The organism is Pseudomonas sp. NFX15 (assembly GCF_049132105.1).
Taxonomy (GTDB): domain Bacteria; phylum Pseudomonadota; class Gammaproteobacteria; order Pseudomonadales; family Pseudomonadaceae; genus Aquipseudomonas.
Window position 1 is genome coordinate 1 of sequence record NZ_JAFMPV010000044.1, and the last position, 18,841, is coordinate 18,841.

Annotated in this window: 13 protein-coding genes; 9 read left to right on the forward strand and 4 right to left on the reverse strand. The window is 61.2% G+C overall.

The annotated features are described in order from the left end of the window. The first annotated feature begins 233 nt into the window (after positions 1 to 233). Genes recC through recD form a run of 3 tightly spaced genes read left to right on the forward strand, consistent with a single transcriptional unit; the run spans position 234 to position 9,477 of the window. A complete protein-coding gene (recC, locus tag J1D76_RS27060) occupies positions 234 to 3,683 on the forward strand; it encodes an exodeoxyribonuclease V subunit gamma (protein ID WP_421141400.1) in 3,450 nt (1,149 codons plus the stop codon). After that, entirely contained in the window at positions 3,683 to 7,372 is a 3,690-nt protein-coding gene (gene recB / locus J1D76_RS27065) for an exodeoxyribonuclease V subunit beta (RefSeq protein ID WP_421141401.1), read from the forward strand. Before recC ends, recB begins: the two co-directional genes overlap by 1 nt. Then, on the forward strand, positions 7,369 to 9,477 hold the full coding sequence (recD, locus tag J1D76_RS27070; protein ID WP_421141402.1) for an exodeoxyribonuclease V subunit alpha: 2,109 nt from the start codon (positions 7,369 to 7,371) through the stop codon (positions 9,475 to 9,477). The genes recB and recD overlap by 4 nt, the downstream gene beginning before the upstream one ends. Positions 9,478 to 9,576: 99 nt before the next feature. Here recD and J1D76_RS27075 read toward each other — a convergent pair whose 3' ends face one another. Beyond that, positions 9,577 to 10,524 (reverse strand): LysR family transcriptional regulator, encoded by a 948-nt coding sequence (locus J1D76_RS27075; protein ID WP_421141426.1) that lies wholly within the window; start codon positions 10,522 to 10,524, stop codon positions 9,577 to 9,579. A gap of 148 nt (positions 10,525 to 10,672) precedes the next feature. Here J1D76_RS27075 and J1D76_RS27080 point away from each other — a divergent pair, with 148 nt between their 5' ends. After that, complete coding sequence (locus tag J1D76_RS27080) at positions 10,673 to 12,199, forward strand: CoA-acylating methylmalonate-semialdehyde dehydrogenase (protein WP_421141404.1); 1,527 nt, start codon at positions 10,673 to 10,675, stop codon at positions 12,197 to 12,199. Between the two features lie 10 nt (positions 12,200 to 12,209). Beyond that, positions 12,210 to 13,097 (forward strand): 3-hydroxyisobutyrate dehydrogenase, encoded by an 888-nt coding sequence (gene mmsB / locus J1D76_RS27085; RefSeq protein ID WP_421141405.1) that lies wholly within the window; start codon positions 12,210 to 12,212, stop codon positions 13,095 to 13,097. Positions 13,098 to 13,315: 218 nt separating this feature from the next. Here mmsB and J1D76_RS27090 read toward each other — a convergent pair whose 3' ends face one another. Together J1D76_RS27090 and J1D76_RS27095 are read right to left on the reverse strand one after the other, a co-directional pair. Then, entirely contained in the window at positions 13,316 to 13,660 is a 345-nt protein-coding gene (locus tag J1D76_RS27090; RefSeq protein WP_421141406.1) for a cupin domain-containing protein, read from the reverse strand. 107 nt (positions 13,661 to 13,767) lie between these two features. After that, a complete protein-coding gene (locus J1D76_RS27095; RefSeq protein WP_421141408.1) occupies positions 13,768 to 14,646 on the reverse strand; it encodes a LysR substrate-binding domain-containing protein in 879 nt (292 codons plus the stop codon). Between the two features lie 217 nt (positions 14,647 to 14,863). Between J1D76_RS27095 and J1D76_RS27100 the strand changes: the two genes are divergently transcribed. After that, positions 14,864 to 15,628, forward strand: a complete 765-nt coding sequence (locus J1D76_RS27100) for a sulfite exporter TauE/SafE family protein (RefSeq protein ID WP_421141410.1) — start codon at positions 14,864 to 14,866, stop codon at positions 15,626 to 15,628. Here the strand turns inward: J1D76_RS27100 and J1D76_RS27105 are convergent. Then, positions 15,618 to 15,932, reverse strand: coding sequence for a putative quinol monooxygenase (locus J1D76_RS27105; RefSeq protein WP_421141412.1), 315 nt, complete (start codon positions 15,930 to 15,932; stop codon positions 15,618 to 15,620). The genes J1D76_RS27100 and J1D76_RS27105 overlap by 11 nt on opposite strands. 162 nt (positions 15,933 to 16,094) lie before the next feature. Here J1D76_RS27105 and J1D76_RS27110 point away from each other — a divergent pair, with 162 nt between their 5' ends. From J1D76_RS27110 to J1D76_RS27120, 3 genes are all read left to right on the forward strand, one after another. Next, on the forward strand, positions 16,095 to 16,685 hold the full coding sequence (locus J1D76_RS27110) for an NAD(P)H-dependent oxidoreductase (protein ID WP_421141413.1): 591 nt from the start codon (positions 16,095 to 16,097) through the stop codon (positions 16,683 to 16,685). A 239-nt stretch (positions 16,686 to 16,924) separates the two neighbouring features. Then, positions 16,925 to 17,836 carry a LysR family transcriptional regulator gene (locus J1D76_RS27115; RefSeq protein WP_421141414.1) on the forward strand — a complete coding sequence of 304 codons (912 nt, stop codon included), beginning with the start codon at positions 16,925 to 16,927 and terminating at the stop codon, positions 17,834 to 17,836. A 102-nt stretch (positions 17,837 to 17,938) separates the two neighbouring features. After that, on the forward strand, positions 17,939 to 18,832 hold the full coding sequence (locus tag J1D76_RS27120) for an NAD-dependent epimerase/dehydratase family protein (RefSeq protein ID WP_421141416.1): 894 nt from the start codon (positions 17,939 to 17,941) through the stop codon (positions 18,830 to 18,832). Positions 18,833 to 18,841 lie beyond the last annotated feature (9 nt).

Below are 18,841 nucleotides of genomic sequence, written 5' to 3' on the forward strand. Positions count from 1 at the left end.
TCCCGAACTCAGCAGTGAAACGATGCATCGCCGATGGTAGTGTGGGGTTTCCCCATGTGAGAGTAGGTCATCGTCAAGATTAAATTCCAAAACCCCAATTGCGAAAGCAGTTGGGGTTTTGTTTTTGTCCGCAGGAAAGTTCGTACAGCAATACCGGACAGGTCCACCCTGTCACAGTCTCCCGACAATGCTAAGGTTCGGCCCTAGTGTTTGTATTTTCCAAGGAAGCCTTTATGCCGGACGCGACGCCCCTCAGTGCTGGTTTTATGGTGGTTCACGGTAACCGCCTGGACGAGTTGCGCAGCCTGGTGGTGAGCTGGATGCGACGCTACCCGCTCGCTCCCCTGGAAAACGAAATCGCCTTGGTGCAGAGCAATGGCATCGCCCAATGGTTGAAGCTGGCACTGGCGGAGGACTCCGAAGACGACGACATGGGAGGCTGCGGCATCGCCGCTGCCATCGACGTGCAGTTGCCCGGCAGCTTCATGTGGCAGCTCTATCGCACGGTGCTTGGTCGGGATGAAATTCCGGTCAAATCCCTGCTCGATAAAGCCCCGCTGACCTGGCGACTGATGCGACTGCTTCCGCAATTGATCAACCAGCCGCACTTCGAGCCACTGCAGCGCTTCCTCACCCATGACACTGACCTGCGCAAACGCTATCAACTGTCGGAGCGCCTGGCGGATTTGTTCGACCAATACCAGGTGTATCGAGCCGACTGGCTTGAAGACTGGGCCGAAGGACGTCATCAAATCAGAAGTGTGAGAGGCGAAGCCAAGCCCCTTGGTCCGGCCAACTGCTGGCAGGCAGAGTTATGGCGCGCACTCTTGATGGATGTGGGTGAAGAAGGCATGGCGCAAAGCCGCGCCGGCGTCCATCAACGCTTTGTCGAACGTATCAATACTCTCGAAACAGCGCCCAAGGGATTGCCCTCCCGCGTGATCGTTTTCGGAATCTCTTCCCTGCCTGCCCAAGCCCTGGAAGCACTGGCGGGACTGGCGCGATTCAGCCAGGTCCTGCTGTGCGTACACAACCCGTGCCGGCACCATTGGGCAGACATCGTCGCCGATAAAGACCTGTTGCGGCATCAATACAAGCGTCAGGCACGCAAAAGCGGCATGCCGGTCGTGTTAGATCCGCAAACCCTCCATCAGCACGCGCATCCGTTGCTGGCAGCCTGGGGCAAGCAGGGGCGGGACTACATCAACCTGCTCGACAGTTACGATGATCCGAACAGCTATCGCTCGGCTTTTCGTGATGGGCGCATTGACCTGTTCAGCGATAGCCTCCCATTGAACATGCTCAATCAGTTGCAGGATGACATTCTCGAATTGCGTCCTCTCAACGAGACGCGTGAGCGCTGGCCCGCAGTCGATCTCGAAAAGGACCAGTCGATCTGTTTTCACATCGCGCATAGCGCCCAGCGAGAAGTCGAGATTCTCCACGATCAACTACTCGAGCGCTTCAGCGCTGATCCGCAATTACGCCCTCGGGACATCATTGTGATGGTCCCTGACATCGACAGCTACGCACCGCATATTCGTGCCGTCTTCGGGCAACTTGAGCGCCACGACCCGCGCTTCATTCCGTTCACCCTGGCGGACCAGGGCCAGCGCGGCCGCGATCCATTGCTGATCGCTGTGGAACATCTGCTCAAGCTGCCTGACAGCCGATTCCCCGTCAGTGAGATCCTCGATTTGCTAGATGTTCCGGCGCTGCGTGCCCGCTTCGGTGTCGAAGAGCGCGACCTGCCGACACTGCACCGCTGGATCGAAGGTGCCGGCGTTCGTTGGGGCATGAATGCCGAGCAACGTGCCGGTCTCGGATTGCCGAGTGAATTGGAACAAAACAGTTGGCGTTTCGGCTTGCGACGGATGCTGCTCGGTTACGCCGTTGGCAGCGCCGATGCTTACGAGGGCATCGAGCCCTACGACGAAATCGGTGGCCTGGACGCTACACTCATTGGACCCTTGGTGGCACTGCTGGATGCACTGCAAGTTGCTCATCAGGAACTCTCACAGCCGGCGCGACCGGAGCAATGGGGCGTGCGTTTACAGGCCCTGGTGCAGTTGTTCTTCCTGGCGAGCAACGAACACGATGATTACTTGCTGGGCCAACTCGAAGAGTTGCGTGAGACGTGGCTCGATACCTGCGAATCAGTGGCACTGCAGGACGAGTTGCCGCTGACCGTCGTCCGAGAGGCCTGGCTTGCCGGTCTCGACCAGGGTCGTTTGTCCCAGCGCTTTTTGGCCGGCGCGGTCAACTTCTGCACCTTGATGCCCATGCGCGCCATCCCGTTCAGGCTGGTCTGCCTGCTGGGCATGAATGATGGTGATTATCCACGCGCGCAGCCGCCGCTGGATTTCGACCTGATGGGCAGTGACTACCGTCCGGGTGATCGCTCACGGCGCGAAGATGACCGCTATCTGTTATTGGAAGCCTTGTTGTCGGCTCGAGACCAGCTCTACATCAGTTGGGTCGGCCGCAGCATCCGCGATAACAGCGAAAGACCCGCATCGGTGTTGATTGGCCAGTTGCGTGATCACCTGGCTAGCGGTTGGCGTTTGCAACAAGGCGACAAGGATTTGCTTGAAGCCATGACCCAGGAACACCCGTTGCAACCCTTCAGTGCCCGCTATTTTCATGAAGGGGACGCGTCGTTCAGCTACGCCAGCGAATGGCAGGTTCTCCATCAGCCGACGGAGGCGTTAGCCACCAGTGAAGTGCTTGCAGAGCACGTGCAGGATGAACCCCTCAGTCTCGGTCAGTTGCAGGATTTCCTGCGCAACCCGGTCAGGCATTTTTTCAGCCAGCGGCTGAAAGTCTTCTTTGAGGCGGCTGAAGTGCCATTAGCCGATGAAGAGCCTTTCGTGCTGGATGCTCTGCAGCGTTACAGCCTCAGTGATCGATTGCTCGAAGCCGCGCTGGCTGAACCGGGTAATTCCGATCAGGCACTGGAGGCTCAAGCGAAACGCCTGCAAAACAGCGGGCTGTTGCCCCTGGCCGGATTTGGCGAATGCCTGCAACGCGAGTTGATCGAGCCGCTGCCGGATTTGTTGCAACGCCACCAACAGCTCCTGGCGTTGTGGCCGACTCCGCTCAGCAGTGCGCTGCCGGTCAATCTTGAACTGCAAGGCCTGTTCATCGAGGGCTGGCTCAGCGGTCTGCATCAGCGCGCCGACGGTGGCTTGTTGTCCATTACCACGATCCCCAACAGCATCGGCTCGATCAAGTCGCGCAAATGGCATCGCCTGACACGCCCGTGGGTCAATCATCTGGTGGCTTGTGCCAGCGGGATGGCGTTGACTACCGCCTTGGTGGCCAGTGACGACAGCCTGTTGCTCGCTCCGCTGGATGAGTCCGCCGCGCAAAAAATACTGAGTGATCTATTGATGGCCTGGCAGTCGGGCATGCGCCAGCCGCTCCCAGTCGCGGTCAAGACCGCCTTCGCCTGGCTGGGGCAAACCGACCCGGTCAAAGCCGATACCGCGGCACGCAAGGCCTATGAAGGTGATGGGCAGACGACCGAGGGAGAGCGCGGCGAAAGCCCGGCCCTCGCCCGCCAGTTCGCCGACTACGATGCGTTGATCGCCGACGAGACGTTCACCGATTGGTGTGATGCACTCTATCGTCCGCTGCTTGAAGCGCCCTGGCGTTCACTGTCCAGCGAGGAGTCGCGCTGATGAGCACGAAGACACCGCTGGCACTGGCGTTCCCGCTGCGTGGCAGTCAACTGATCGAAGCCAGCGCCGGCACCGGCAAGACGTTCACCATTTCCGCGTTGTACCTGCGCCTGGTGCTTGGCCATGGCGGCGAGGCCAATGGCTTTGGACGTGAACTGTTGCCGCCGCAAATCCTCGTCGTGACGTTCACCGACGCCGCCACCAAAGAGTTGCGCGAGCGCATTCGCACGCGGCTCGCCGAGGCTGCACGATATTTTCGCGACGAAACACCGGCCCCCGACGGCTTGATTTCCGAGTTGCGTGATCAGTACGTGCCCGAGCAATGGCCCGGCTGCGCAAATCGCCTGGACATCGCCGCCCAGTGGATGGACGAGGCGGCGGTATCGACCATCCACAGTTGGTGCCAGCGCATGTTGCGCGAGCACGCATTCGACAGCGGCAGCCTGTTTACCCAGTCCCTGGAAACCGACCACAGCGATTTGCTGGGTGAAGTCCTGCGCGATTACTGGCGGCTGTTCTGCTATCCGATGCAGGGTGACGCCTTGAATTGGGTGCGCAGTAATTGGGGCGGCCCGGCGGCGCTGCTGCCGCGGATTCGAGCGCTGTTTGCCAGCGAGCGGGACTCCCTTGAAGGGCAAGCACCGGCCGAGGTGATTGCGCAATGTTTGCAACAGCGACGGACTGCCCTGATCGAACTCAAGCAGCCCTGGTTGCAGTGGGCGGACGAGTTGCTTGCGATCTGTCACCAGGGCGTCGCGAGCAAGAGCGTCGACGGTCGTAAGATGCAGGCACGCTATTTCGAGCCCTGGTTTGAAAAGCTCAAGGCTTGGGCCGAGGACGAGTCCCTTGAGCAACTGGATATCGGCACCGGTTTCACTCGCCTGACCCCGAATGGCATGGCTGAAGCCTGGAAAGGCGAAGTGCCCAGGCATCCGGGGCTCGATGCGATGGCCGACCTCAAGGCCTGTCTCGACGGACTGCCAACGCCCGATGCCGCCGTGCTGCAACACGCGGCTCGCTGGGTCGGGGCGCGATTCGAGGAGGAGAAACGCCGTCGCGCGGAAATGGGTTTCGACGACATGTTGCTGCGCCTTGATGCGGCCTTGCAGTCCGATGGCGGCGAGCGACTGGCAACCCTGATTCGTGAACAGTTTCCGGTCGCCCTGATCGATGAGTTCCAGGACACCGACCCGGTGCAATACCGGATCTTCGAGAGAATTTACCGCATTGAAGAGAACAGTCCCGAGTGCGGCCTGTTCCTGATCGGCGACCCGAAACAGGCGATCTACGCGTTTCGCGGCGCCGACATCCATACCTACCTGCGCGCCCGCCAGGCCACCACTGGCCGGCTGCACACCCTGGGCACCAACTTCCGCTCCAGCCATGGCATGGTCAGCGCGGTGAACCATGTGTTCGCGCGCGCCGAAGCGCGGGAGTCAGGACGCGGCGCTTTCCTGTTCCGCGAGGAGAACGGCGACAACCCGGTGCCGTTCCTGCCCGTCGCCTCCCAAGGTCGCAAAGAAGTCCTGTGCATCAATCAGCAGACAGTGCCTGCCTTGAACGTCTGGCACCTGCCGGCCGAACAACCGTTGTCCGGTGCGGTGTACCGGCAGCAACTGGCGGCGGCCTGTGCCAGTGAAATCAGCGCATTGCTTAATGGCGGACAGCAAGGGCAGGCAGGTTTCGCCCAGGATGGCAAAGCCTTCAGAGGCCTGTTACCGGCAGACATCGCGATCCTGGTACGCGACGGCAAGGAAGCGCAGGCGGTTCGTACGCAACTGGCTGATCGTGGCGTGCGCAGTGTTTATCTATCGGACAAGGATTCGGTGTTCGCCGCCCAAGAGGCGCATGACGTGCTGACCTGGCTCAAGGCCTGTGCCGAACCGGATGTCGAGCGCCCGCTGCGGGCTGCGTTGGCCAGCATCACCTTGAACCTGTCGTTGACGGAACTGGAGCGGCTGAACCAGGACGAGCTGGCCTGGGAATTTCGGGTCATGCAGTTCCGTGGCTATCGCGAAGTCTGGCGCAAGCAGGGTGTACTGCCGATGCTACGACGCCTGCTGCATGACTTCCGTCTGCCCCAGGCGTTGATCGCCCGCAGTGACGGCGAGCGCGTGTTGACCAACCTTTTGCACTTGTCCGAATTGCTGCAACAAGCGGCCGCCGAACTCGATGGCGAGCAAGCCCTGATCCGGCATTTGTCCGAGCACCTGGCGTTGTCCGGGCAGGCGGGCGAAGAGCAGATCCTGCGACTGGAAAGTGATGAGCAATTGGTCAAGGTCGTGACCATTCACAAGTCAAAAGGCCTCGAATATCCCTTGGTATTCCTGCCGTTCATTTGCTCGGCAAAACCAGTGGATGGCAGTCGTCTGCCATTGCACTACCACGATGAATCAGGCAATGCCCAGGTCACGTTGAAACCGACACCCGAGTTGATTGCCCTGGCCGACGATGAGCGTCTGGCCGAGGATCTGCGCTTGCTGTATGTCGCCCTGACCCGGGCGCAGCACGCCTGCTGGCTGGGGGTGGCTGACCTCAAGCGCGGCAACAACAATGGCTCGGTGCTGCATCTGTCGGCATTGGGTTATCTGCTGGGCGGTGGCGCGCCATTGGCCGAGTCCCCGACTTTGCAGCTTTGGTTGCGGGACTTGCAGCAGGGTTGCCCGGCGCTTGCCTATGCCGAGATGCCTGAAGCGACTGCAGAACACTACCAGCCCCCGAAAAACGATGCGGCCCTTTTGGCTGCGCGAGTTCCGAAACGCAAGGCCAGTGAAAACTGGTGGATCGCTTCCTACAGCGCGTTGCGCATTGGCGACACCTTGAGTATCGGTACCGACGAGGCACCGGAGAGCCCGCAGGCGCAAAAGCTGTTCGATGACGAACGCCTCGACCCGCAGGCACCCCGAGAGGTGGTGGCCAGTGGCGGCGATATCCATCGCTTCCCGCGCGGCCCGAATCCCGGCACCTTCCTCCATGGCTTGCTCGAATGGGCGGGAGGCGAGGGGTTTGTTGCCGCGCCACAAGCGGTGATCGACGCCGTTGCCCGTCGCTGCAATCGTCGGGGCTGGAAGGGCTGGATCAGCACCTTGAGCGACTGGCTGCAGCATCTGCTCCAATCGCCATTGCCACTGGGTGCCGGTCAGGCTCCGGTGATATTCGCAGAGTTGACCCAGTATCAGGTCGAGATGGAGTTCTGGTTCGCCAGCCACAAGGTCGATGTGCTCAAGCTCGATGCGCTGGTGTGCCGATACACCCATAACGGGGTGGCCCGCGTGGCCGCAGAGCCGGTGTTGCTCAACGGCATGTTCAAGGGCTTCATCGACCTGACGTTCGAGCATGACGGCCGCTATTACGTCGCCGACTACAAATCCAACTGGCTCGGCGTCGATGATATGGCCTACACCGCGCAAGCCATGGAACAGTCGATTCTCGACAATCGCTATGACCTGCAATACGTATTGTACCTGTTGGCCCTGCATCGCCAGCTCAAGGTGCGGCTCGCCGATTACGACTACGACCGGCATGTTGGCGGGGCGCTGTACGTGTTTCTGCGCGGCACACGTGCACCCAGCCAGGGTGTGTTTTTTGCCCGGCCGCCAAAAGAGTTGATCGAGCGCCTGGACAGGTTGTTCCAGGGCAAGCCAGAGCCCCAGGCGGAGCCCGCCTGGGAACAGGGAGTACTGCTATGAGCCGCACCTTCGCCGATTTGTTGCCGACCTCGCTGGCAGACGAAAACCTGGCCGAGCTGGCACCGCTGACGCGTGCCGACGATTTGCTGGTATTGCTCACACGCTGGGTCGAGCGTGGCTGGTTGCGGGCGCTGGACAAAGCCTTTGTCGCGTTCCTACATGAGCTGGCGCCGCAGGATGATCCACTGGTGTTGCTGGCCGCCGCGCTGACCAGCCATCAATTGGGCCACGGGCATGTCTGCCTCGACCTGTTCGAGACCCTCAAAGAACCGGACTTCGCCCTGTCGTTGCCACCCGAAGGTGACGTGCAAGGCGGCGCGATGCTGTTGCCGTCACAGCTGCTCGGCGCACTGGATGGAGCGCATTGGTGCAAGGTGCTGGCCGCCAGCAACCTGGTCGCACTGGCCGCTGACAGTCGCGACAACGTGCGCGATCGACCATTGGTACTCTCGGGCAAACGCTTGTACTTGCGCCGCTATTGGGCCTACGAACGGCGGATCGACCTCTCGTTGCGTGAGCGCCTGGTGCAACACGAAGCGACACCCGACAACCTGGCCGAGCGCCTCAGGGGGTTGTTTGGCGCCGCCCGGCCGGGTGAAGTGATCGACTGGCAGAAACTCGCCTGTGCCCTGGCGACGCGCAGCGCCTTCAGCATCGTGACGGGGGGACCGGGCACCGGCAAGACCACCACGGTCGTGCGTTTGCTCGCGCTGCTCCAGGCGCCAGCGGTCGAGGCCGGCATGCCCCTGCGCATTCGCCTCGCGGCACCCACTGGCAAGGCTGCTGCACGCTTGACCGAGTCCATCAGCCAGCAAGTGCAGAGCCTGAAAGTGAGCGAGGCCATCCGCGCCCGGATCCCGTCCGACGTCACCACCGTTCACCGCTTGCTCGGCAGCCGTCCGGGCACACGGCATTTTCGCCATCACGCGGGCAATCGCCTGCCGCTGGATGTGTTGGTGGTGGACGAAGCCTCGATGATTGACCTGGAAATGATGGCCAACCTGCTCGACGCCTTGCCGACCCATGCACGCCTCGTGCTGCTGGGTGACAAGGATCAACTGGCTTCGGTGGAGGCTGGTGCGGTGCTGGGGGATTTATGTCGCGACGCCGAGGCGGGCTGGTACAACCCGCAGACTCGCCAATGGCTGGAGGATGTCAGCGGCGAAAATCTGCAAGCCAGCGGATTGCAGGAGGACACGCAGGGCACACATCCACTGGCTCAGCAGGTTGTGATGTTGCGGCATTCCCGGCGATTCGGCGAAGGCAGCGGTATCGGCCAACTGGCTCGCTGGGTCAACCAGCAGCAACCCGAAGAAGCTCGCAAGTTGTTGGCGGCGCGCAGCCATGACGATGTGTATTGCTTGCCGCTCAAGGGCGAACAGGATCGGGCCTTGGAGCGCTTGCTTCTCGATGGCCATGGCGACGGCCCGCAGGGCTATCGACATTACCTGAATGTACTGCGCAATCAGCGTCCGCCACTGTACCGCCCGCTGGACGATTCGGTCTGGACTGATTGGGCGCGAGACGTGTTGCAGGCCTTCGACGCGTTCCAGTTGCTGTGCGCCGTGCGCAAGGGGCCGTGGGGCGTAGAGGGCTTGAACCAGCGAGTGACAGACGCACTGCTCAGGGCGCGGCTGATCGACAGCGACCAGCAGTGGTACGAAGGTCGGCCGGTACTGATGACCCGCAACGACTACGGCCTGGGCTTGATGAACGGCGATATCGGCATTGCCCTCAAGCTGCCGGAACAAGACGGCCAAGGGGCTGGAAAACAGGTCTTGCGCGTGGCATTCCCCCGCAACGATGGCCAGGGCGGCGTGCGTTTTGTCCTGCCCAGTCGCCTGAATGACGTCGAAACCGTGTACGCCATGACCGTGCATAAATCCCAAGGCTCGGAGTTCGCCCATACCGCGCTGATTCTTCCCGATGCCTTGAACCCGGTCCTCACCAAAGAGCTGATCTACACCGGCATTACCCGGGCCAAAGACTGGTTCACCCTGATCGAATCGCGTGCCGGGGTGTTTGAAGAGGCGGTGAAGCGCCGGGTCAAGCGCTTGAGCGGACTGATGCTGGAGTTGAAGGACGGCAGCGAGCCGCCAGTCTAAAAGGTCAGTGAGTGGCTTGGGCAGCAGCGTGGCCACCAACAACACCTCCAGTGGTGGCCGCACCGAAAGTCGCAGGGTCGCGATGGTGGTCAGCTCCGACTAATCGGCAAACAACATCTCCCGGCTTTCCCCCATCAACAGCCCCTGATTCTGCTCGGTCACCTGGCGGATGTAGTCCCACAACAGGGTAATCCGCTTGAGCTTGCGCAGGTCCTCACGGCAGTACATCCAGAACTGTCGGGTAATGTCGATTTCCTGCGGCAACACTGGCAGCAGGCGCGGGTCCTGGGTGGCGAGGAAGCACGGCAGGATCGCCAGTGAGCGTCCTTGCTGCGCCGCCACGAATTGCGCGATCACACTGGTGCTGCGCAGGTTGGCGCTGGCACCGGGCAATACGTTGGCCAGGTACAACAGCTCCGAGCTGAATGCCAGGTCGTCGACGTAACTGATAAACGAATGTTTTGCCAAATCTGCCGGCCGACGGATCGGTGGGTGGTTGTCCAGGTATTCCTGGGTCGCGTACAGCTGCAATCGGTAGTCGCACAATTTGCAGCAGACGTACGGGCCATGCTCCGGGCGCTCCAGGGCGATGACGATGTCGGCTTCGCGCTTGGACAGGCTGATGAAGTGCGGCAACGGCAGGATGTCCACCGAGATCGCCGGGTAGGTGTCGACGAAGTGGCTCAGCTGCGGGGTGATGAAGAAGCTACCAAAACCTTCGGTGCAGCCCATGCGCACATGACCGGACAGCGCCACGCCGGACCCGGACACTTGCTCGCACGCCATGTGCAGGGTGCTCTCGATTGACTCGGCATAGCCCATCAAGCGCTGGCCTTCGGCGGTCAGCACGAAGCCGTTGGTCCGGGACTTCTCGAACAGCAATGTGCCCAATGCCGTTTCCAGAGAACTGATGCGGCGCGACACCGTGGTGTAGTCCACCGCCAGGCGCTTGGCCGCGGTACTGGCCTTGCGGGTGCGGGCCACTTCAAGGAAAAACTTGAGGTCATCCCAGTTCAGCGAACCGAGGGAGGTGATGTTTTTTTGCATGTTGGACCGGTTTTTATGTGCGTTCTTATTAGAAGTTTGCACATCTATACTCCAAAAACAGTCCGACAACCATTCGCGACATACGCCTCATCTCAAGGCGAACCTTTCGTCTTGGCTCCCAGATAAAAACAACGATCCGGAGACCCACATGAACGCATCGCTCACGCCCCATGACACCACCGTGCAAAAGGTCAAACTGTTGATCGACGGCGAGTGGGTCGAATCCAAGTCCACCGAATGGCACGACATCGTCAACCCGGCGACCCAGCAAGTGCTGGCCAAAGTGCCGTTTGCCACCACCGAAGAAGTCGACGCCGCCATCAGCGCCGCGCATCGCGCCTTCCAGACCTGGAAGCTGACGCCCATCGGCGCGCGGATGCGCATCATGCTCAAGTTGCAGGCGTTGATTCGCGAACACTCCAAGCGCATTGCCATGGTGCTGAGCGCCGAGCAAGGCAAGACCATCGCCGACGCCGAAGGCGACATTTTTCGTGGCCTGGAAGTGGTCGAGCACGCCTGCTCCATCGGCACGCTGCAAATGGGCGAATTCGCTGAAAACGTTGCGGGCGGTGTCGATACCTACACCCTGCGCCAGCCGATCGGCGTGTGCGCCGGCATCACCCCGTTCAACTTCCCGGCGATGATTCCGCTGTGGATGTTCCCGATGGCCATCGCCTGCGGCAACACCTTCGTGCTCAAGCCGTCCGAGCAGGACCCGATGTCGACTATGCTGCTGGTGGAGCTGGCGATCGAGGCGGGCATTCCGGCCGGCGTACTCAACGTCGTGCACGGTGGCAAGGACGTGGTGGACGGGCTCTGCACGCACAAGGACATCAAGGCGGTTTCCTTCGTCGGTTCGACCGCCGTCGGCACCCATGTATATGACCTGGCGGGCAAGCACGGCAAGCGCGTGCAATCGATGATGGGCGCCAAGAACCACGCCGTGGTGTTGCCCGATGCCAATCGCGAGCAGGCGCTGAATGCGCTGGTGGGTGCCGGTTTCGGCGCTGCCGGCCAACGCTGCATGGCCACCTCGGTGGTGGTGCTGGTGGGCGCGGCCAAGCAATGGCTGCCGGATCTCAAGGCGCTTGCGCAAAAGCTCAAGGTCAATGCCGGCAGCGAGCCGGGCACTGACGTTGGCCCGGTGATCTCGAAAAAGGCCAAGGCGCGGATTCTCGATCTGATCGAAAGCGGCATCAAGGAAGGCGCGAAACTGGAGCTCGACGGTCGCGAGATCTCGGTGCCCGGTTACGAGAAGGGCAACTTTGTCGGCCCGACCCTGTTCTCCGGCGTGACCACCGACATGCAGATCTACACCCAGGAAATCTTTGGCCCGGTGCTGGTGGTGCTGGAGGTCAATACGCTCGACGAGGCCATCGCGCTGGTCAACGCCAACCCGTTCGGCAACGGCACGGGCCTGTTCACCCAGAGCGGTGCGGCGGCGCGCAAGTTCCAGACCGAGATCGATGTCGGCCAGGTGGGCATCAACATCCCGATCCCGGTGCCAGTGCCGTTCTTCAGCTTCACCGGTTCCCGTGGTTCCAAGCTCGGCGACCTCGGCCCGTACGGCAAGCAAGTGGTGCAGTTCTACACTCAGACCAAGACCGTCACCAGCCGCTGGTTCGATGACGACAGCGTCAACGACGGTGTGAACACCACCATCAACCTGCGATAAGGAGCCGGACATGAAGATCGCTTTTATCGGCCTGGGCAACATGGGCGCGCCGATGGCGCGCAACCTGATCAAGGCCGGCCATGCGTTGCGCCTGGTGGACCTGAACAAGACGGTGCTGGCGGAACTTGAGCAACTGGGCGGCAGCATCAGCGCCTCGGCCCGTGAAGCGGCAGAAGGTGCTGAACTGGTCATCACCATGCTGCCTGCCGCGGTGCATGTGCGCAGTGTGTGGCTGGGTGAGGATGGCGTGCTGGCCGGGATCGGCCAAGGCGTACCGGCCGTGGATTGCAGCACCATCGATCCGCAGACTGCGCGGGACGTGGCCGCCGCTGCTGCCAAACAGGGCGTGGCCATGGCCGACGCGCCGGTCTCTGGTGGCACTGGTGGTGCGGCCGCCGGGACGCTGACCTTCATGGTCGGCGCCACGCCTGAACTGTTCGCCAACCTGCAACCGGTAATGGCGCAAATGGGGCGCAACATCGTCCATTGTGGTGAGGTCGGCACCGGGCAGATCGCTAAAATCTGCAACAACCTGCTGCTGGGGATTTCCATGGTCGGCGTCAGCGAAGCCATGGCGTTGGGTGACGCGCTGGGCATCGACACACAAGTGCTGGCAGGGATCATCAACAGCTCGACCGGGCGTTGCTGGAGTTCGGAGATGTACAACCCGTGGCCGGGTATCGTTGAAACGGCACCGGCGTCGCGCGGCTATACCGGTGGTTTCGGAGCGGAGTTGATGCTCAAGGACCTTGGGCTGGCGACCGAAGCGGCGCGGCAGGCGCATCAGCCGGTGGTACTCGGCGCGGTGGCCCAACAGTTGTATCAGGCGATGAGCTTGCGCGGGGAAGGGGGGAATGACTTCTCGGCGATTATTAACAGCTATCGCAAGCCGCAATAACGCTGTGGACGAGGGCTTTTGTGGCGAGGGGGCTTGCCCCCGTTGGTTCGCGAAGCGGACCCAAAACCGGTACGCGCGCAGCTCCAGACACACCGCGTCTGTCGATTTTACGACGGCTGCGCCGCCGAACGGGGGCAAGCCCCCTCGCCACAAGAATTGCGTGTGCCGAAAGATGTTTACCGGGAGATCACGTCGGGTGATTCCCGGTTTTTTTTGTCTCAGGCAAACACGAAATACTTGCGCACGGTTTCCACCACTTCCCAGGTGCCTTTCATCCCCGGCTCGACGACGAAAATATCACCGGCACGCAAATGGATCGGCGCCATGCCTTGCGGGGTGATGATGCAGTAGCCTTCCTGGAAGTGGCAGTACTCCCACTTCACGTAATCCACGTACCACTTGCCCGGCGTGCAGATCCAGGTGCCCATGATCTTGCTGCCGTCTTCGCTGGTGTAGGCATTGAGGTTGACAGTGTGCGGGTCGCCTTCGAGTTTTTCCCATTTGCAGGCATCAAGCACAGGCAACGGGTGGGTGTCGCGAAGAACGGTAATCGGTGCGGTCATGATGACTCCGGGCAATGGGCTCAAGAACTGAAGTCGCACCCTATAGCGCCCGTCCGGTGACCAGTTGTCTGTGGTCGACACTGAGCTGTCCAGAAACGCGCTCTCGGCTAGCTCAGCGCTTGCAGCAACGCCTGGGCATAAGCGGGCAACGCGGCAAAGTCGCGGGCGCAGATCAACAGCTTGCGCTGTGCCCAGGGCTCTTGCAGGCGCAGGCTGTTGAGCGGCGTTTCGCTGGACCAGCGTTCGACCGCCGCCAACGGCACGATCGCCAGCCCCGCTCCACGGGCGACCATGCGCATCACCCCGTCGAAACCATCGGCGCGGATGCGGATCTGCATGCGCAGGCCGGCGTGTAGCGCCTGTTCTTCCAGATACACCGCCAGCGCGCTGTTGGCATTCAGGCCGACGTAGTCGTGATGCAACGTGTCGGTGAACCTCACCGAGGCTGCCTGTGCCAAGGGATGTTCGCGAGACATGATCAGCACCAGCGGATCATCGCGGAACGCTCGGGTCTGCAAGTCGTCGGTGTCCACCGCGTCGGAAACGATGCCCAGGTCCGCCGCGCCCTGGCGCAAGGCATGGGTGATGCGAGCACTGGGCAACTCTTGCAGATCGATGTCGAGGTTGGGATGACCGCGCAAAAAGTCTGCAAGCAACTCTGGCAGGTACTCAGTGATTGCCGTGGTATTGCACAGCAGTCGCACCTGGCCTTTGACGCCCTGGGCGTATTCGGCCAGTTCCTGTTGCAGGCGTTCGGCCTGTTGCAACAGGACCCGGGCGTGTCGTGCCAGGGCATTGCCGGCCGGCGTCGGGCTGACCCCGCGACGATTGCGCTGAAGGCACTCGACGCCCAGCGATGCTTCCATGGCACGAATCCGTGCACTGGCCGCCGCGAGCGACAGATGGCTGCGGGCAGCGCCGGCGGTTATGTTGCCGCTGTCGACGATGTTCAGGTACAGGCGTAGGTCGGTCAGGTCGAAGTGCATTTCAGCAATCTCAACATATGTGTTGTCTGGGAGGGCGCCTTCGCGAGCAAGCTCGCTCCTACAGGGGATTGGTGAACGACACATAACCGCAGTAGGAGTGGGCTCGCCCGCGAAGAGGCCGGTGGCCTTGCCAAAAATATCAGCCTCTTGTTATTGGAGAGGCAGCCTCAGTATATGGCAGATTTTCAAACCACTGCGGCGGGCTCACCATACCCCCATGAACACACTCTCTGCGTTTTACCAAAACCTCGGCCTGGCCCTTTCCTTGCTGGTGATCGGAACCTTTATGCTGGCCGGCATGATCAAAGGCGTGATCGGCCTCGGCCTGCCCACTGTTGCCATGGGCTTGCTCGGTCTGGCTATGGCACCGTCGCAGGCTGCCGCGCTGTTGATCATTCCGGCAACCCTCACCAACGTCTGGCAACTGGCGTTCGGCGGGCACTTGCTTGGGTTGATCAAACGACTCTGGCCGATGCTGCTGGCGATTTTCATCGGCACCGGGGCCGGTACGCTGTGGATTGGCATGAGCGGCGGTTATTGGGTGGTGCGAGGGTTGGGCGCGGCCTTGTTGCTGTATGCGCTGAGCGGTTTGTTCCTGCCCACCTTGCGCGTTGAGCCTCGGCGCGAAGGCTGGCTCGGCCTGCTGTGCGGCGTGCTGACCGGTGTCATCACGTCAGCCACTGGCGTGTTCGTGATTCCGGCGGTGCCTTACTTGCAGGCGCTGGGCTTGAGCCGGGACGAACTGGTGCAGGCACTGGGCCTGTCGTTCACCGTCTCGACCCTGGCCCTGGCGGGCGGCTTGCTATGGCGCGGCGCGCTGGGTGGCGGTGAGTTGAGTGCATCGCTGCTGGCGCTGGTCCCGGCCATGCTCGGCATGTGGCTGGGGCAAATGTTGCGCCAGCGGATCAGCGCCGTGCTGTTCAAACGTGTGTTTTTCATTGGCATCGGCGTACTGGGCGGGCACTTGTTGATCAGCGGCTAGCGGACGACGGGCTGATCATCTCGATGGCGCGGATCTCGAAATCGCGCTCCAGGTACTCGTCGCGCTGTTCGAGAAACTGCTTCATGTGCGGCAGGTTTGAGTGCACGTCGAGGTGGGCCTGGGATTGCCAGATTTCGTAGAAGATGAACAGGCTCGGGTCCTGTTTGTCGCGCAGCATATGGTATTCGATGCAGCCGGGTTCGGCTCGGCTGGCTTCTACATAGCCGCTGAAAAACGCCTCAAAGGCGTCGGATTTTTCCGGGCGGGTCTTGGCGTGCAGGATGAAGCCCTGGATTTCACTCATCGACAACTCTCCTCAAGTCAGAATGGGCGCCAGTCTAAGGCAACAATCACCTGTTGATTCTTGCTTTTAGATCAAATGAATTTTGCCCAATGGACGCTTACTCCGCGCGAGACCGGTCGCTAATCTGCCGCCATCCGATTCCCGACCCTTTGCGAGATCCCCATGAAAAAAGTCCTGTTGCTCAATGGCGGCAAAAAATTTGCCCATTCCGACGGTCGCTACAACACCACCCTGCATGAAGCCGCGCTGAGCGTGCTGGATCGTGGTGGTATGGATATCAAAACCACCTTCATCGAAGAGGGCTACGACGTCGCCGAAGAAGTGGCCAAGTTCCTTTGGGCCGACGTGATCATTTACCAGATGCCAGGTTGGTGGATGGGCGCGCCGTGGACCGTGAAAAAGTACATCGACGAAGTCTTCACCGAAGGCCATGGCAGCCTCTATGCCAGCGACGGTCGCACTCGTTCGGACGCGTCGCAGAAGTACGGCAGCGGCGGCCTGATTCATGGCAAGCAATATATGTTGTCGCTGACCTGGAACGCCCCGCAGCAGGCCTTCGACGACCCGACCGACTTCTTCGAGGCCAAAGGCGTGGACGCGGTGTACTTCCCGTTCCACAAGGCCAACGAGTTCCTCGGCATGACCGGTTTGCCGACGTTCCTCTGCGTGGACGTGATGAAGCGTCCGAACATCGAAGGCGACGTGGCGCGCTATGCGCAGCATTTGACCGAGGTGTTTGGCCTGAAGGCATGACTGTCAGCTACTATCGAGAGCCTGAGCCAGGGGCTTATGTGGCGAGGGAGCTGTGTGGCGAGGGGGCTTGCCCCCGTTGGTGCGCGAAGCGGACCCAAAACCGGTGCGCGCGCAGCTTCAGACACACCGCGTATGTCGATTTTACGACGGCTTCGCCGCCGAACGGGGGCAAGCCCCCTCGCCACATTGGATTTGCGTTGCACAGTAGAACGGCCCAGGACCATTGATAAGGGATACACGTGAAAGCCAGATCCGATGAATTGCAGATTTTCGTCTGCGTGATTGAATGCGGGTCGATTTCTGCGGCGGCCGATCAGGTCGGGCAAACGCCTTCGGCGGTCAGCCGTACGCTGTCGCGGCTGGAGGCCAAGCTCGACACCACGTTGATCAACCGCACCACGCGGCGCATGGATTTGACCGAAGAGGGCAAGTATTTCTTCGAGCACGCCAAGCGCATTCTCGATCAGATGGACGAGCTCGAAGAGCGCCTGACTTCACGCCAGCAAACGCCGTCCGGGCGTCTGCGGATCAACGCGGCATCGCCGTTCATGCTGCACGCCATCGTGCCCTACATCGATGAATTCCGCCGGCTCTACCCCGACATCCAACTCGAACTCAACAGCAATGACTTGATCATCGACCTGCTGGAACAGAGCACCGATATCGCCATTCGCATTGGCACCCTGACCGACTCGACGCTGCATGCCCGATCCCTGGGGAGCAGCCCGCTGCACATCGTCGCCAGCCCGGCCTACCTGGAACAGTACGGCGCGCCGCATGCCGTGGCCGACCTGGCCGACCATACGCTGCTGGGGTTCACCCAGAACGAAGGTCTCAATCAATGGCCGCTGCGCTACGTGCATGGCGATCGCTGGCCGATCCAGGCGTCGATCAGCGCCTCCAGTGGCGAAACCATTCGCCATCTCGCGCTCCAAGGTCAAGGCATCGCCAGCCTGTCGCACTTCATGACCATCGATGACATTCGTGCCGGACGCTTGAAAGTGCTGCTGGCCGAATTCAACAGTGGCTATCGCCAGCCGATCAACGCGGTGTACTACCGCAACTCGCAGCTGGCCTTGCGCATTCAGTGTTTCCTGGACTTTATCCAGGGCAAGTTGGCGCAGTATGCGAGCGTCGACTTCAAGGGTTGATTCGTGACCTTTGCGCAAAAGTGATTTGGGCCGGCGGGCATTTTTCCACCGCGATTGCTGCCCGATACTCCTTGCATCACTTATCCCGCAGGGAGTTTCTCCATGAATGTGTTCGTCACGGGCGCCGCCGGTTTTATCGGCGGCTCCATCGCCACCGGCCTGATTCAAGCCGGCCACACGGTTACCGGGCTGGTGCGCAGCGCCGAACAGGCCGAGCAATTGCGCGTACTGGGCATCACCCCGGTGATCGGCACCCTCGACGACTCTGCGCTGTTGGCCGATCAGGCGCTGGCTGCGGATGCGGTGATCAACGCCGCCAGCAGCGATCATCGTGGCGCGGTTGAGGCCTTGCTCGATGCGTTGCGCGGTTCTGGCAAAGTGTTCCTGCACACCAGCGGTTCGAGCATCGTCGGCGATGCTTCGGGTGGCAAAGCCAGTGATGTCATTTATTTCGAAGACAAACTGCCGAAGCCGACCGTCGACAAGGCGGCGCGGGTAGCCATCGACAACCTGATCCTGGCGGCGGCCATGGACGGGGTGAACTCGGCGGTGATCTGCAACACGCTGATCTATGGCCATAGCCTGGGCGTGCATCGCGACAGCGTGCAGTTGCCGCGACTGCTGAAACAGGCACGTAAAAGCGGCGTCGTGCGCCATGTCGGCCCGGGGCAGAATATTTGGTCCAACGTGCACATCGAGGACGTAGTTGCCCTGTACCTGCTGGCGCTGACTAAAAATGTCCCCGGCACGTTCTACTTCGTGGAAAGCGGCGAAGCGTCGTTCATCGACATGAGCACGGCGATGGCCAAGGCACTGAATCTGGGCGAGCCGCAGGACTGGGCGCTCAAGGATGCAGAAGCCGAGTGGGGTTATGAGATGGCCAACTATGGGCTGGGCTCCAATAGCCGGGTGCGCGGCAAGCAGGCGCGGGAATTGCTGGACTGGGCGCCGAAGCGAACGTCGGTGGTGGCGTGGATTCGCGACGAGATGGTGTGAGTTCGCTTT

Excerpts from the sequence above, each read along its gene's own strand:
- recC (WP_421141400.1), top strand. The coding sequence starts at position 234 with ATGCCGGACGCGACGCCCCTCAGTGCTGGTTTTATGGTGGTTCACGGT.
- recB (WP_421141401.1), top strand. The coding sequence starts at position 3,683 with ATGAGCACGAAGACACCGCTGGCACTGGCGTTCCCGCTGCGTGGCAGT.
- recD (WP_421141402.1), top strand. The coding sequence starts at position 7,369 with ATGAGCCGCACCTTCGCCGATTTGTTGCCGACCTCGCTGGCAGACGAA.
- J1D76_RS27075 (WP_421141426.1), bottom strand. The coding sequence starts at position 10,524 with ATGCAAAAAAACATCACCTCCCTCGGTTCGCTGAACTGGGATGACCTC.
- J1D76_RS27080 (WP_421141404.1), top strand. The coding sequence starts at position 10,673 with ATGAACGCATCGCTCACGCCCCATGACACCACCGTGCAAAAGGTCAAA.
- mmsB (WP_421141405.1), top strand. The coding sequence starts at position 12,210 with ATGAAGATCGCTTTTATCGGCCTGGGCAACATGGGCGCGCCGATGGCG.
- J1D76_RS27090 (WP_421141406.1), bottom strand. The coding sequence starts at position 13,660 with ATGACCGCACCGATTACCGTTCTTCGCGACACCCACCCGTTGCCTGTG.
- J1D76_RS27095 (WP_421141408.1), bottom strand. The coding sequence starts at position 14,646 with ATGCACTTCGACCTGACCGACCTACGCCTGTACCTGAACATCGTCGAC.
- J1D76_RS27100 (WP_421141410.1), top strand. The coding sequence starts at position 14,864 with ATGAACACACTCTCTGCGTTTTACCAAAACCTCGGCCTGGCCCTTTCC.
- J1D76_RS27105 (WP_421141412.1), bottom strand. The coding sequence starts at position 15,932 with ATGAGTGAAATCCAGGGCTTCATCCTGCACGCCAAGACCCGCCCGGAA.
- J1D76_RS27110 (WP_421141413.1), top strand. The coding sequence starts at position 16,095 with ATGAAAAAAGTCCTGTTGCTCAATGGCGGCAAAAAATTTGCCCATTCC.
- J1D76_RS27120 (WP_421141416.1), top strand. The coding sequence starts at position 17,939 with ATGAATGTGTTCGTCACGGGCGCCGCCGGTTTTATCGGCGGCTCCATC.